This window comes from Haloleucobacter ellipsoideus (genome assembly GCF_052491725.1).
Genome location: NZ_JBQWAR010000014.1, coordinates 175,938 through 189,772, shown reverse-complemented (window position 1 = coordinate 189,772; position 13,835 = coordinate 175,938). Strand labels below are relative to the sequence as shown.

The following is a 13,835-nucleotide window of genomic DNA, read 5'->3' as shown; positions in this document are numbered from 1 at the left end:
AGATGCAGCATCTGATCATGACCCGGGCCGATGGCGTCGCCACCGTGACGCTGAACCGCCCGGAGGTTCGCAATGCCTTCAATGATGTTCTCATCCGGGAACTGACGGAAACCTTCACCGCTCTCGGGCGGGATGAAAGCGTTCGTGTCATCGTGCTGGCCGCCAGCGGCAAGGCCTTCTGCGCGGGCGCGGATCTGGCATGGATGGAACGCATGGCGCACTACAGCCATGCGGAAAATCTCGCCGATGCCATGGCGCTCGCCACCATGCTGCGCACCATCCATGAATGTCCGGTTCCGGTCATCGCCCGTGTGCAGGGGGATGCCTTTGCCGGCGGGGTCGGGCTTGTGGCCGCCTGCGACATGGTGGTGGCGGCGGAACATGCCCGCTTCTGCCTGAGCGAGGTTCGGCTGGGGCTCATTCCCGCGACCATTGCCCCCTATGTGATGGCCGCGCTGGGCCGACGCATGTCACAGCGCTATTTTCTCACCGCCGAGGTGTTCTCCGCACAGGCCGCCGCCCTCTGCGGGCTGGTGCATGAGGTGACGGGTGCCGATGCGCTGGATGAGGTGACAGGGCGCTACTGCGCGCACCTCATCCAGGCGGCCCCCACCGCACTGGCCGCGTGCAAGCGCCTGCTGCGCGATGTGGGCGGCCGCCCGGTGGATGACGCGCTGGTGCAGGACACCGCCGCGCGCATTGCCGATATCCGCGCCTCCGCCCATGGCCGCGAAGGGATGCAGGCATTTCTGAACAAGACACGGCCTTCCTGGCTGAACACCAAGACAGGGGAGGCATCGTGATGAAACGGGGCATTCGCAAGATCCTGATCGCCAATCGCGGCGAGATCGCCTGCCGTGTGGCCGCAACCGCACGCCGCCTCGCCATCCGCACCGTGGCGGTGCATTCGGATGTCGATGCCTGCGCCCGTTTCGTCGCCATGTGCGATGAGGCGGTCTCGCTGGGCGGCGCGGCCCCGCGCGAGAGCTATCTGCTCTGGGAGAAGATCATTGCCGCAGCGCTCGATACACAGGCCGACGCCATTCATCCCGGCTATGGCTTCCTGAGCGAGAATGCCGATTTCGCCGCCGCCTGCGCACAGGCCGGCCTGGTCTTCATCGGCCCGCCGGAGCAGGCCATCCGCGCCATGGGGCTGAAGGCGGAGGCCAAGCGCCTGATGGAGGAGGCCGGCGTGCCGCTGGTGCCGGGCTATCACGGCGCGGACCAGAGCCCGGCCCTGCTGGCCGCCGAGGCGGAGCGCATTGGCTATCCGCTCATCATCAAGGCCAGTGCCGGCGGTGGCGGCAAGGGCATGCGCATTGTCGAGCATCAGGAGGAGTTCGCGGAGAAGCTCGCCTCCTGCCAGCGCGAGGCCGCCAGCAGTTTCGGCAGCGAGGCGGTCCTGCTGGAACGCTATGTGCAACGCCCCCGGCACATCGAGATCCAGGTGTTCGGGGATACGCACGGCAATTATGTGCATCTGTTTGAGCGCGACTGCTCGGTCCAGCGCCGCCACCAGAAGGTGCTGGAAGAAGCCCCCGCGCCGGGCCTGAGCGAGCAGCGGCGCGAGGAGATGGGGCAGGCTGCCATCGCCGCGGCCCGTGCCGTGGGCTATGTGGGCGCGGGCACCGTGGAGTTCATCGCCGAACCCGCGGCCGATGGCGATCTCTCCTTCTATTTCATGGAGATGAACACCCGCCTCCAGGTGGAGCATCCGGTGACGGAGGCCATTACCGGGCAGGATCTGGTGGAATGGCAGATCCGCGTGGCGGCAGGCGAGCCCCTGCCCCGCCTCCAGCATGAACTGGTGCGGAACGGACATGCCATCGAGGCGCGCATCTGCGCCGAGGCGCCCGATCATGACTTCCTGCCGGCGACAGGGCGGCTGGAGATTCTGCGCCTGCCGCCCCACACCGATTTCACCCCCGCTCCTCATGGGGTGCGGGTGGATTCCGGCGTGCGCGAGGGCGATGCGATCTCGCCCTTCTATGATCCGATGATCGCCAAGCTCATTGTGCATGGGGCAACGCGCGAGGAAGCGCTGATGCGCCTCGATGAGGCCTTGGCGCAGACCCATATTGTGGGCGTGGACACCAATACGGCCTTTGTGCGCCGCATTGCCCGCAGCCATGCCTTCGCCCATGCCGATCTCGATACCGCCCTGATCCAGCGGGAAAGCGCCGTGCTGTTTCACCAGCGAGAGCTGCCTCTGGGCCATCTCGCCGCGGCCATCGTCCGGCATGTGGTGCAGGCGGAAGCCGCACTGGCGGATGCCGACCCATGGTCCCATCGTGACAGCTGGCGCATGGCCGGCCCGGCCCCGCGCACTCTGACCCTCCAGCCGGGCGAGGAGCGGGAGACCATCAGCTTCACCCGGCAGGACGAAACCCTGTTTCATCTGGAAGCGGATGGTTTCGTCCATCGCCTCGTCTTCCTGCCGGATGGCGACATGACGCTGGATGGCATGCGCCTGCGGGCGACGACCTATCGCCATGGGGATGACTTCACCATCTTCACCCCGGCCGGCAGCGCCTGCGTGACGCTGCTGGACCCTCTGGCCCATGCCGGCGAGATCGAGGCGGAGGCGGACCGCCTGACCGCGCCCATGCCCGGACGGATCATCGCCCTGCTTGTGGAGGCCGGGGCTCAGGTGAAGCAGGGCCAGCCGCTTGCGGTGATGGAGGCGATGAAGATGGAGCACACCATCCGCGCCCCGGCCGACAGCATCGTGGCCGAGCTGCTGTATGCGGTCGGGGACCAGATACCCGAGGGCGCCGAGCTGCTGCGTCTCACCGCCCTTCCCGCGGACGGGGCAGAGGCATGAGCGGGTCTTCATCCGGCGCGCGCCGCCAGCACATCCGCACCGGCACACGGCCGGACACCAACTGAAACACCGCGGCGGCCGGGCATACGGGCCGCCGCGGTTCAACCATTTCCCCGGCAGCGGGGCAGAACCAGAAGCGCTCGGCGCACCAGCCGGAGAAACCGGCGGCCATGGACAGGGAGAAAACAATGACCTACAGCGAACGCCCGAATCCGGATGAAGCGCGCGTGCGTGGCGCCAATACCCCGCCGCTTCTGGAAGAAACCATTCCCGCCCTTCTGGCCCGCACCGTTGCCGCCCGGCCGGACGCGGAGGCCATGGTGTTCGCCGATCGCGGCCTGCGCCTGAGCTGGCAGGCCTTTTCCGATGCGGTCGACCAGCTGGCGACCGGCCTTCTGGATCTGGGCATCAACCGGGGAGACCGGGTGGGTATCTGGTCTCCCAACCGGCCGGAATGGGTATTGACCCAGTTCGCCACCGCCCGCATCGGGGCCATTCTGGTCAATGTGAACCCGGCCTATCGCCGCCATGAGCTGGAATATGTTCTGCGCAATGTCTCCATGCGCGCACTGGTCACGGCAGACCGCTTCAAGACCTCCGATTATCTGGGCATGCTGCGGGACATCCTGCCGGAACTGGCCTCCGGCACGCCGGGCGCCCTGTATTGCGACAAGCTGCCGGACCTGCGCACCATCATCTCCATGTCGGACACACCGCAGGACGGCATGGTGCCTTTCGGGCAGGTGGCGCAAACCGTGGCGGACACCGCGCGCCTCGATGCGCTCACCGCCCGGCTTTCCCCCCATGATCCCATCAATATCCAGTTCACCTCCGGCACCACGGGCGCCCCCAAGGGGGCGACCCTCACGCACAGGAACATCGTCAATAACGGCATGTTCGTGACCGACCGGATGCGCTTTACCGACCGGGACCGGCTGTGCATCACCGTGCCGCTCTACCATTGCTTCGGCATGGTGATGGGCGTTCTGGGATGCGTCACGAAGGGGGCGACGATGATCTTCCCCGGCGAGGGCTTCGACCCCGGCGCCTCCCTGAAGGCGGTGATGGATGAGCGCTGCACCGGGCTTTATGGCGTGCCCACCATGTTTTCAGCCATGCTGGCCGTGGATGGCTTTGCCGCCTACGACCTTTCCTCCCTGCGCACGGGCATCATGGCCGGATCTGTCTGCCCCATAGAGCTGATGAAGCGCGTGCGCAGCGAGCTGCACATGGAGCAGGTGACGATTGCCTATGGCATGACGGAAACCTCCCCCGTCTCCTTCCAGACCCTCGTGGATGATCCTGTCGAGAAGCAGGTGACCACGGTCGGGCGCATCCATCCCCATCTGGAGGCCAAGCTCATCGATGCCGCCGGCAAGACTGTCCGCCCCGGCGAGATTGGCGAACTGTGCACGCGCGGCTATTCCGTAATGCGCGGCTATTGGGGCGCGCCGGAAAAGACCGCCGAAGCCGTGGATGCGGAGGGCTGGATGCATACCGGCGACCTCGCCACACTGGATGAGGAGGGATATTGCGCCATTGTCGGCCGGGTGAAGGACATGGTCATCCGCGGGGGCGAGAACATCTATCCGCGTGAGATCGAGGACTTCCTCTACCGCCACCCCAAGGTGCGCGAGGTGCAGGTCGTCGGCATCCCCGATCCCCATTATGGCGAGGAACTGTGCGCCTGCATCGTGCCGCTGGACAACAGCCTGACCGAGCAGGACATACTGGACTATTGCCGGGACCAGATCGCCTATTACAAGGTGCCGCGCTATATCGAGCTGATGGAAGAGCTGCCCATGACGGTGACCGGCAAGATCCAGAAATTCGCCCTGCGCGAGATGATTTCAAGAAAACTCTCCGGGCAGGCGAACTGAAAATGCCGCACGGCCAGCCCTGAAAAAACACCCTGCCCTGAAGCCCATCTCGCCTTCAGGGCAGGCGCTTTGGCTGAAACCGCCTGCGGCCGCCTGAATCCTGCCCCTTCCCAGACCTATTGATCCATCACCTGCAAGCAAGGCGATGTGAGAGCGATGACCCATCTGCGGATCATACTGAACGGGAAATCGGCGGCTGATGTACGGGTGCGCCGCGCGGTCGCGACACTGCGCGCGGAAGGTCATCAGGTCGGGGTCCGGCCCACATGGGAAAGCGGCGATGTCCAGCGCCTCACCAGCGAGGCCATGCGCGATGCCGCGGCAGACGGGATTGAGGTGATTGTTGCCGCGGGCGGCGATGGCACCATCAATGAGGTTCTGGGCACGGCCTTCACCGGAGAGGGGGGCTATGGCGGCAGCTTCGGCATTCTGCCCCTGGGCACCGCCAATGATTTTGCCCGCTCTGCCGGAGTGGACCCCAATGACATCACCGCAGCCCTGCGCCGTGCCGCCACCAGCATGCCCGTGCCTGTCGATATCGGCGTGCTGGATGGCCGGCCATTCGTCAATCTGGTCACCGGCGGCTTCGGTTCGAGGATCACCGCGGAAACCGACCCGCAACTCAAGAAGAGCCTTGGCGGGCTGGCCTATGCGCTGACAGGCCTTGCCCGGCTGGGAGACATGACCGCCAGCACGGGCCGCTTTCGCGGCGAGGGCTTTGAATGGGAAGGGCCTTTCATCGCCATGGCGATCGGCAATGGGCGACAGGCCGGAGGCGGCATTCCGCTTTGTCCCGGGGCATCCATTGATGATGGACTGCTGGATCTTCTGATCCTGCCCGCCATACCGCCCGATCTGGGCTCCCAGCATCTGATGGAGGCCCTGCGGACGGGGCCGCGCGCCATTCGCGGGCTTGAGGTGCGCTGCAAGAGCACATGGTTCGAATATGAGGCGCAGGAGGATCTGCACGTCAATCTTGATGGTGAGCCCCTGCTCACCAGAACCTTCCGGGTGGAATGCGTGCCCGGGGCGCTCTCGCTCCGCCTTGGTGACTCGCCGCTGCTGAAGGGGAGACAGCCTCACCCTCCCGTGGCAGGCTGACCGGAACTGCCCCTGTCACTGCGCCGGAAGCGCGCGCATCTTTTCCTCCGCGACAAGAGCACGTCGCCTGTCCGAGGCTTTATATCGCTGGTGCAGACAGGTTCCCTGTCTCTTCCACGGTTTGCACATGAGACATCCGGCACGCCCGGATTTGGGTCGCTTGCGCTTGAAGTTCAATCCTTTCTCCTCCTCCATTCACGAGGCCCCGCGGCCCGTGGCCGGAAACGAAGGCCCGCGGCCGGGGGAAGGTCATCATCCCTGTCCGTCTCATATCATAGCTTCCGCGCCAGCCCTTTCACCAGCACGAAAGAGCCGCCTTCGGGCCCATGACTCACCTGTGCCTGCACGCCATAGATCCGGGCGAGCAGATCATCCGTCATCACCTCGGCAGGCACGCCTGCGGCGGCCACGGCCCCCTCATGGAGAAACACCACCTCATCCGCCCAATTGGCCACCAGCGCCAGATCATGCAGCACCACCAGCACCATGCAGCCATTCCGGGCCACCCGGCGCAGGATGGACATGACCTCGATCTGGTGGCGCAGATCCAGGGCGCTGGTGGGCTCATCCAGCAGCAGGATCCGCGGCTGGCGCACCAGAGACTGGGCAAGGCTGGCCAGTTGCCGCTGCCCGCCCGAAAGGGTGTTGAGCCGGCGCATCGCCAGTTGCAGAAGCCCCACCTCCTCCAGCACGCCAAGCGCCCTGTGCCGGCAGGTCTCCACCGGCAGGCCGGGGGAGAAGACCCGGAGCGAGGCGATGATGCTTTCCAGCACTGTCAGCCCACTGGCCCCATCAAGTCCCTGCGGCATGAAACCGAGAATGCGCCCGCGCTGGCGGGCCGGCATGCGCATCAGGTCCTGCCCCTCGAAACAGGCGGCCCCCCCGGCCCGCACCATGCCGGCAATGGCGCGCAGCAATGTGGACTTGCCTGCCCCGTTTGGCCCGGCAAAAGCGGTGATGCGCCCTGCCCGCAAGAGCGGCAGGCTCACATTCCCCAAGATGCTGACGCGGCCATAACGCACATGGATGTCGCGCACCTCCAGCCCCGCGCCCTCTTCCACAGCCGTCATCGCCGCCCCCTCCCCCAGAACAGAAGCGCAAGAAAGCAGGGCAGCCCGACAAGGGAGGTGACAATGCCGATGGGCAACACCACGCCCGGCACGATCAGCTTGGAGGCGACATTGGCGAAGGAGAGCAGAACCGCGCCTGAAAGCAGCGCCGCCGGCAGGAAGAAGCGATGGTCCTCGCCCACCATCAGGCGCGCCATATGCGGCCCCACCAGCCCCACAAAGCCGATGCTGCCGGCAAAGGCCACCGCCACCGCCGCCAGCAGGCTGGCGCGCAACAGGCAGCCAAAGCGGAGCAGGGCGATGTTCACACCAAGGCTCCGCGCCCGCTCCTCGCCCAGCGACAGCAGGGTGAGCGACCATGTGGCCCGCAATGAAAAGGGCAGCACCACCGCCAGCACCAGCCCCATGCCCAGAACGGAGGTGCTGTCCGCCCGGCTCAGGCTGCCCATGGTCCAGAAGATGAGCTGCTGGAGAGAGTCGGCCGGAGCGATGAATTGCAGCACCGCCACCAGCGCGTTGAAACCGAACACCAAGGCGATGCCGAACAGCACCAGTGTCGTCGCGCCCCCCGCCGCATGCCCCTGCGTGGCCGCCACGAGCTGAATGAGCAGAACCGCGCCGAAGGCGAAGAGGAAGGCATTGACCGGCACGGCCATGTCCGCCGGCATCCAGGGCAGGCTGACCCCGACAATGATGGCCAGCGCCGCCCCGAAAGAGGCCGCTGAAGACACCCCAAGGGTGAAGGGGCTGGCCAACGGATTGTGCAGGATGGTCTGCATCTCCGCCCCCGCAAGGCTCAGGCTCGCGCCGATCAGTATGGCGAGCATGGCCGTTGGCAGGCGCACCTGCCACATGATGATGGCCAGCGCCTCATCCCCCTCCCCCATGAGCCCGGCACGGATCTGGCCGAGGCTCAGCCCGGCCGGCCCGGTGAGCAGATCCGCCAGCAGACCGGCAAGCAGCAGGATGACGAGGGCCACGAGAGCCAGAATGCGCCACAGGCGCACCTTGTCATGGGCGCAAAGAATATCCGCACGCAGGCCCGCGCCGGCGAGAGTGTCAGCGCGCACAGCTCCCCCCGCCGGCCCTTTTTCATCCGGCATCTCGCAGGCCGTCATTTCTGCGGGGCCGCCGGCATGACATGGAATGTGCCTTCCAGCGGAAAAGCCAGAAAGCGCGTATTCAGCTCCGTGAGGGTCTTTTGCGGCTCCACATCGCGAAAAGCCTCGGGATGGAACATCCGCGCCATGTCTTCCACGCCCAGGAAGAAGAGCGGATTATCGAAATAGAACAGCCATATGCCGCCCGCGCGCCCGGTCTTCACCGCCCGAAGGCTGGAGATGCCCGGCGTTTCCAGCACATGGGCAAAGGTTTCCCCCGCTTCCTGCGCGCTGATATCCGGGCCGATCCGCAACCCTGTCTGGGTCACGGTGGAACCGCCGCCGGCCAGATAGAAATCCGGCTGCTCGGCCAGAACATATTCAAGGTTCAGCTTGCCGATGGCGCCGGGAATCTTGTCCTTGCCAATATTGCGCCCGCCAGCCGCAGCGATGAAATCACTCATATTTCCCACGCCGGAGGAAAAACAGCAGTCCTTGCCATTGGGGTTGAGGTGAAACAGCACGCGCGGCTGCGTACCCGCCTTTTCCACCCGCGCGGCGACATCATTCATCCGCTGCTCATAGAAAGCGATGAAGTCTTCCGCCTGTTGCTCCCGCCCCAGAAGCTGGCCGAGCATGCGCATGGATGGCACCGTCTTGCTCAGGGGCTTCTGGAAGAAATCGACAAAGACATAGGGAATGCCGGCGGCATCCAGCCTGTCGAGTCCGGCAGGCGGCGGGCCATACAGGGTGAAGACCACCAGATCGGGCCGCGCGGCGATCACCGCCTCAATCGAGAAGCTGCCCCCGGTGGTGCGGCCCACCACGGGCACGGCATCGGCCTGCGGAAAGCGCGCGCGCAGGGCGGCATAGGTTTCCGGCGAATAACGCTGGAGATCATCTCCCCAGGCGACAATCCAGTCCAGCGGCTGCCTGTCCAGCAGGCCGAGGGTGAGGATATGGCGGCTTTCGGAAAGCACCACCCTTTTCGCCGGCGCGGGAAGGGTGACGGTGCGCTCCAGCATGTCCGTCACCGTGATGGCGCCGGCCGCGGGCGATGCCGGCTGTGCCCATGCCTCGGAAGCGGCTGGCAGCGCGAGGGCGGACAGGGCCAGCGCAGCCGCCATGCATGTGCGCACGAGAACGCGGCGCAGCAGCGCGCGCGGATGGCGGAAGGAGGAGGGGTTCTGTGTCATGCCATGATCCGGGCTGGCCCTGTCGCGTGGGTCTTGCATCGCGCTCACCAGCGGTAGCTGAGGGTGGCGATGACGGAGCGGTCAAAGCCGTAATTGCAGGAGGATGCGCTGCAGGTGGAATAGTATTTCTTGTCGAACAGGTTGGTGGCGTTCACCGCCAGCTTCAGCCCTTCCAGCTCCTTGCGGAACTGGCCGAATTCATAGCGGATGGCCGCATCCACCAGAGTGAAGGACGGCACCACGATGGTGTTGGCCGTATCCGCATAGGTTTCACCCACATAACGCACGCCCGCGCCAAGGCTCCAGCCGGTGAACGGCCCGCTGTCGATCCGGTAATCCGCCCAGCCGGAAGCCTGATGCTCCGGCATGCCGGTCGGCACCTTGCCCAGCGCGTTCTGCACCGTGGTTCTGGTGGTGCTCAGGTCCATATAGGTATAGCTGGCGCGCAGGTTGAAACTGGTGGTGACATTGGCGACAGCCGCCAGCTCCAGCCCCCTGGACGTCACCTGCCCGGTCTGCACCGAGTTCAGCGGGTTGTCCGGGTCCTGCGTGCGCACATTGTCCTGCTCCAGATTGTACCAGGCGATGGTGAACAGGCCATCGAACGCATCGGGCTTGTATTTCAGGCCCACTTCCCACTGCTTGCCGGTGGTGGGCTTGTAGGACTCGCCATAGAAATTCGTGCCCAGAACCGGCGCGAAGGACGTGGTGTAGCTGACATAGGGCGATGCCCCGAAACCGGTCAGCAGGGTCAGGCCGGCGCGATAGGTAAAGTCATCATCCTTCTGCCGCGTCACGCTGCCGTTCATGCGGTTGGTGGTGTTGACGCTCACCCAGTCCTGACGGGCCGACAGGTCCACCACCACGCGCTTGGCGATGGTCAGCGTATTGGCGGTGAAGATGCCGGTTTCCTCCGCCTTCTGGTAGGTCCTGGTGAAGGCCGTGGATGCCGAGAACGGCGCGCCATAGGTGGGCAGATAGATGTCGATGGGCGCGGCCCGCCCGTAGTTCAGATAATAATCCTCGGTCCCGTGGCGGTAGGAGAGGCCGAAGACGCTCTCCCCCTCCACCGGACCGGCAGACCAGCTGGCTTTCGCCATATTGTTGGTGGAGAAGATGCGCCCTTCAATATCGAACTGGTAGGCCGTGCGGTTCAGCGTGCGCATATCCGCGGCAAGACCCATGCCGGAAAGGGTCTGGGTGAACAGGTCCGCATAGGCATAGCGGCTGGAGGACTGCACCGACCACACATCATTGAACCGGTGGTCGAGAATATAGCCGATATTGGCCTGCACCTGATGATTGTCGAGCCCGGTGCCATCCAGATAGGTGTTCCAGGCCATTTTCCCGTTGGGGTTGGGCTTCAGCGTGCCCCGGATGGGCACGAAGGGGCGCGGCGGGCCGAACTCGTCCCGGCTGAGCGAGGCCAGAACGGTCAGGGTCGTATTGTCCGTGGGCGCCCATGTGAGGGAGGGGGCGATATAGCCGGTATTGTCCGGCACCTGGCGGATCTGTGTATCGGAGCTGCGCCCCACGCCCACAAGGCGGAAGAGCAGGCTCTTGTCCTCCTTCAGCGGGCCGGAGAAGTCGAACTGCCCCTGCCAGCGGTCGAAGCTGCCATATTGCACGCCGATCTCGCGCAGCGCTTCCTCGGTGGGGCGCTTGGAGATCATGTTAACCACGCCGCCGGGTGAGCCTGCGCCATAGAGAAACCCGGAAGGCCCGCGCAGCACTTCGGTGCGCTCCATGCCATAGGGCTGGTAGCGCACATAGGATTGCGCGGTGGTGGAGCGCAGGCCATCCAGCAGCGCGCCGTTCAGCGTCGCGTCAAAACCGCGGATGCTGTAATAGTCGAAGCGCTGGGAAGCCGCGCCATTGGAGGCGAAAACACCGGGCACATACTGCAGCGCCTGGGTGGTGGTCTGCACATTGCGCTGGGCCATCTCCTCCCGCCCGATGACACTCACGGACTGGGGAATTTCCGCGATGGGCTGGCCAGTGAAGCTGGCGGTGGTGCTGTAATTGGCCACATAGCCATTCACCGGGCCGGTGCCACGCTCGCCATAGACAGTCACCGGAGCCAGGGCAATCGCGTCACCATCCGCTACCGCCCCGGCCGCGGCCTGCGGGCGGGCGGCACGTTGACGGCCCTCGCGCGCCGATGCCTCCGGCGTATCGGCGCCCGTGGCGGAAGTGCGGGCGGATTGCGCCCATGCCCGCCCGCCATCCGCGCCGCTCGCCAGCATCAGGACAGACAGGCTGATGGCACAGGTCAGGCCCGGATGAACACGGTGCCTGCGGCTGGTGTGCGACAACTCGACCCCCATAGGAACGGCCCCATCAAACTTGAGAATGAAATGCATTCTCTCGATTGGCATGCGCGTCCGTTCATCACAATGCATACGACTTTAGCGTGGGAGACTCTTTCTTTCGATTTCCGGAATCTGAATTTTCACAGTACAATCAATGAATTATACAAATTCCAATGTGCCGGGACATATTGCGAACCTGTCGCAGCGTCATTAACATGGCGGCATGTTCAGGCTGTGCCATGGGCCAGCAGGCGCGCAGGACATGCGCCATGTATAGAAGCAGCACAGATCATGACAGCACTGCACGGACCCGGCCGCCCTCCGGCCATGAACAGCCAGCATCACGGTGACATGGCCCTGGACGCGCGTGAGGGAGAAGCCTTTTATGATGGCACTGTCGCACTCGCCAGCGGCACCGTCATGGCCCGCTCCGATGCCTGGGAAACCGAGCCGCTCACCAATGGCCTGAAATTCGTCATCGTGGGAAAGGGGGAGCTCACCTGCAAGCTGCCCAACCGGGCCTTCGAGCGCATTACCGGCCCCTGCATCTGCGCCATATGGAGCCGCGGCGGGCATGAGGCCATACAGTCCTTCCGTCCCGGCGAGCGGGTGCCTTTCACCAAGGTGGCGCTTTCCGCCCCGGCCGTGGAACAGCGCCTGAGCGCGGATTTCGAACCCTTGCGCAGCGTCTTCGGGCTGGAGCGCACCTCATCCCCCCACATGAGCGTGGCCGCCCTCACCCGGCCGATCAGGGCGCTGTGCGCACAGGTGGCGACATGCTCCCTTGGCGGGGCCGCACGCACCCTCTTCCTCTCCGGCAAGGCGCTGGAAATCGCCGCCCATGTGGTGGCCGCCTTTGACGCCGCCCCCGCGCCCGCAGGCCCGCGCCTGACATCATCGGACATGGAAAAGGTGCATCTGGCCCGCCAGATGCTCGCCACACGCCTCCAGAACCCGCCGGGACTGACCGAGCTCGGGCTGGCCGTGGGGCTCAACTCCCGCAAGCTGCAGGCCGGCTTCCAGCGCATGTATGCGGAAAGCATCTACAGCCATGTGCAGGCCCTGCGACTGGAGGAAGCGCACCGCCTGCTGCTGGAAGGAGAGCTGAGCGTCTCCTCCATTGCCTATCGCGTCGGCTACAGCCCGGCCCATCTGTCTGTCGCCTTCCGCAAGAAATACGGATTCCCGCCGCGCGCACTGCGCGCCTGAGCCCCTCCCGTCCGGAGGCAGGGGTGAGAGGCTCAGGACTCGCGCCCGGAACCGCCCACATCACGCGGCGCCACACCAAAACGCCGCCTGAAGGCCGTGGCGAAATTGGCCGGATGCCGGTAGCCGACATAAAAGGCTGCCTGCGAGACACTCCAGCCCTCATGCGTCAGGCCATCCCAGGCCCGCTCAAGCCGCTTTTCCCGCAGGAAACGAAAGACCGGCTGCCCCACAACGGCAGCGAACTTCACCTTGAACGCGCTCGCGCTCATGCCGGCGCTGCGGGCGATGTCCTCAAGACGGTGCTCCTTGTCCAGACTGGCCACAAGCTCGTCCCGCACCTGGCAGATGCGCTCCACCTCCCGCGCGCTTAAGGAGAAGGATGGCGGGGGCGCCTCAAAACTTTCCAGCGCCAAAGCCAGCAGTTCCAGCGCACAGCTTTCCGCCCGCAGGCGGCCGATGGGCCCCGCCATGGCCGCTGGAAAGCAGGAACGTGCAAGATCGCAGACACGCACCCCGTGATGCAGCGGCATGAAACGGTGCTGATCGAGGTGGCGTTCCACCATCTCCGCCAGATCCGGGTCGCACAGGGCATCGGCATGGGCCTGAAGCACCAGATAGCGGGTCCTGTCGCCCGCCCGGAACAGCCCGGACAGGGCCGTGGTTTCCGGCGAGGTGATGACAAGCGCCCTGCCGCAATCCACGATCATCTCCTCGCGACCGGCAGCCTCATAGCGGTGGGGCGTGCCTTCCAGAGCGAGCATGATTGTCAGGCTGCGATCAAGAATTCCGGTGCGACGATTGTCGACAATGGTTGTCATGTCGCTCACACACATGCGCAGCCCTGAAGGCAGCTGATGGGTGGCAAGCATGCCATGGGCCAGAAGGGCCTCGGAAGGCGCGGAGGCCGCCGCGGGAGGGCCCGGAGGCGTGGCCTGCGCCAGCTCGCGCACACCACAGGCATAACCCCATGCATGCGCGATGCTGGCAAGATGAGAGGCGGCGATGCCGCCCGTCATCGCCGTGACAGATGCGGCATCGTGATCCGGTCGGGGCATGTTCATGGGGCAGATCGTCATACCAGTGTGCCGGCAGCATATCCGCTCCTCCCGGCGGATGCCATGTCCCGGCGCTTCATTGGCGCTG

Annotated in this window: 10 protein-coding genes; 5 read left to right on the top strand and 5 right to left on the bottom strand. The window is 65.2% G+C overall.

From position 1 onward, the window contains the following. The first annotated feature begins 2 nt into the window (after positions 1 to 2). The 4 genes from ACT6QG_RS03500 to yegS all read left to right on the top strand — a co-directional run bounded on the left by ACT6QG_RS03500 (position 3) and on the right by yegS (position 5,805). Entirely contained in the window at positions 3 to 803 is an 801-nt protein-coding gene (locus ACT6QG_RS03500) for an enoyl-CoA hydratase/isomerase family protein (RefSeq protein WP_444976209.1), read from the top strand. Next, complete coding sequence (locus tag ACT6QG_RS03495) at positions 803 to 2,824, top strand: acetyl/propionyl/methylcrotonyl-CoA carboxylase subunit alpha (protein ID WP_444976208.1); 2,022 nt, start codon at positions 803 to 805, stop codon at positions 2,822 to 2,824. The genes ACT6QG_RS03500 and ACT6QG_RS03495 overlap by 1 nt, the downstream gene beginning before the upstream one ends. 188 nt (positions 2,825 to 3,012) lie before the next feature. Next, entirely contained in the window at positions 3,013 to 4,704 is a 1,692-nt protein-coding gene (locus tag ACT6QG_RS03490) for an AMP-binding protein (RefSeq protein ID WP_444976207.1), read from the top strand. A gap of 156 nt (positions 4,705 to 4,860) precedes the next feature. Further along, complete coding sequence (gene yegS / locus ACT6QG_RS03485; RefSeq protein ID WP_444976206.1) at positions 4,861 to 5,805, top strand: lipid kinase YegS; 945 nt, start codon at positions 4,861 to 4,863, stop codon at positions 5,803 to 5,805. 272 nt (positions 5,806 to 6,077) lie between these two features. Here yegS and ACT6QG_RS03480 read toward each other — a convergent pair whose 3' ends face one another. Genes ACT6QG_RS03480 through ACT6QG_RS03465 form a run of 4 tightly spaced genes read right to left on the bottom strand, consistent with a single transcriptional unit; the run spans position 6,078 to position 11,549 of the window. Beyond that, positions 6,078 to 6,875: an ABC transporter ATP-binding protein gene (locus ACT6QG_RS03480; RefSeq protein WP_444976205.1), complete on the bottom strand. Its 798-nt coding sequence runs from the start codon at positions 6,873 to 6,875 to the stop codon at positions 6,078 to 6,080. Further along, positions 6,872 to 7,945 (bottom strand): FecCD family ABC transporter permease, encoded by a 1,074-nt coding sequence (locus ACT6QG_RS03475; RefSeq protein ID WP_444976204.1) that lies wholly within the window; start codon positions 7,943 to 7,945, stop codon positions 6,872 to 6,874. The genes ACT6QG_RS03480 and ACT6QG_RS03475 overlap by 4 nt, the downstream gene beginning before the upstream one ends. Before the next feature lie 44 nt (positions 7,946 to 7,989). After that, positions 7,990 to 9,171: an ABC transporter substrate-binding protein gene (locus ACT6QG_RS03470; RefSeq protein ID WP_444976203.1), complete on the bottom strand. Its 1,182-nt coding sequence runs from the start codon at positions 9,169 to 9,171 to the stop codon at positions 7,990 to 7,992. Between the two features lie 44 nt (positions 9,172 to 9,215). Beyond that, positions 9,216 to 11,549 (bottom strand): TonB-dependent siderophore receptor, encoded by a 2,334-nt coding sequence (locus ACT6QG_RS03465; protein WP_444976202.1) that lies wholly within the window; start codon positions 11,547 to 11,549, stop codon positions 9,216 to 9,218. Between the two features lie 225 nt (positions 11,550 to 11,774). On the opposite strand from ACT6QG_RS03465, the gene ACT6QG_RS03460 reads away from it, so the two are divergent. Further along, positions 11,775 to 12,692 (top strand): helix-turn-helix transcriptional regulator, encoded by a 918-nt coding sequence (locus tag ACT6QG_RS03460; protein ID WP_444976201.1) that lies wholly within the window; start codon positions 11,775 to 11,777, stop codon positions 12,690 to 12,692. A gap of 32 nt (positions 12,693 to 12,724) precedes the next feature. On the opposite strand, the gene ACT6QG_RS03455 is transcribed toward ACT6QG_RS03460, so the two are convergent. Then, on the bottom strand, positions 12,725 to 13,753 hold the full coding sequence (locus ACT6QG_RS03455) for a helix-turn-helix transcriptional regulator (RefSeq protein ID WP_444976200.1): 1,029 nt from the start codon (positions 13,751 to 13,753) through the stop codon (positions 12,725 to 12,727). Positions 13,754 to 13,835: the final 82 nt, after the last annotated feature.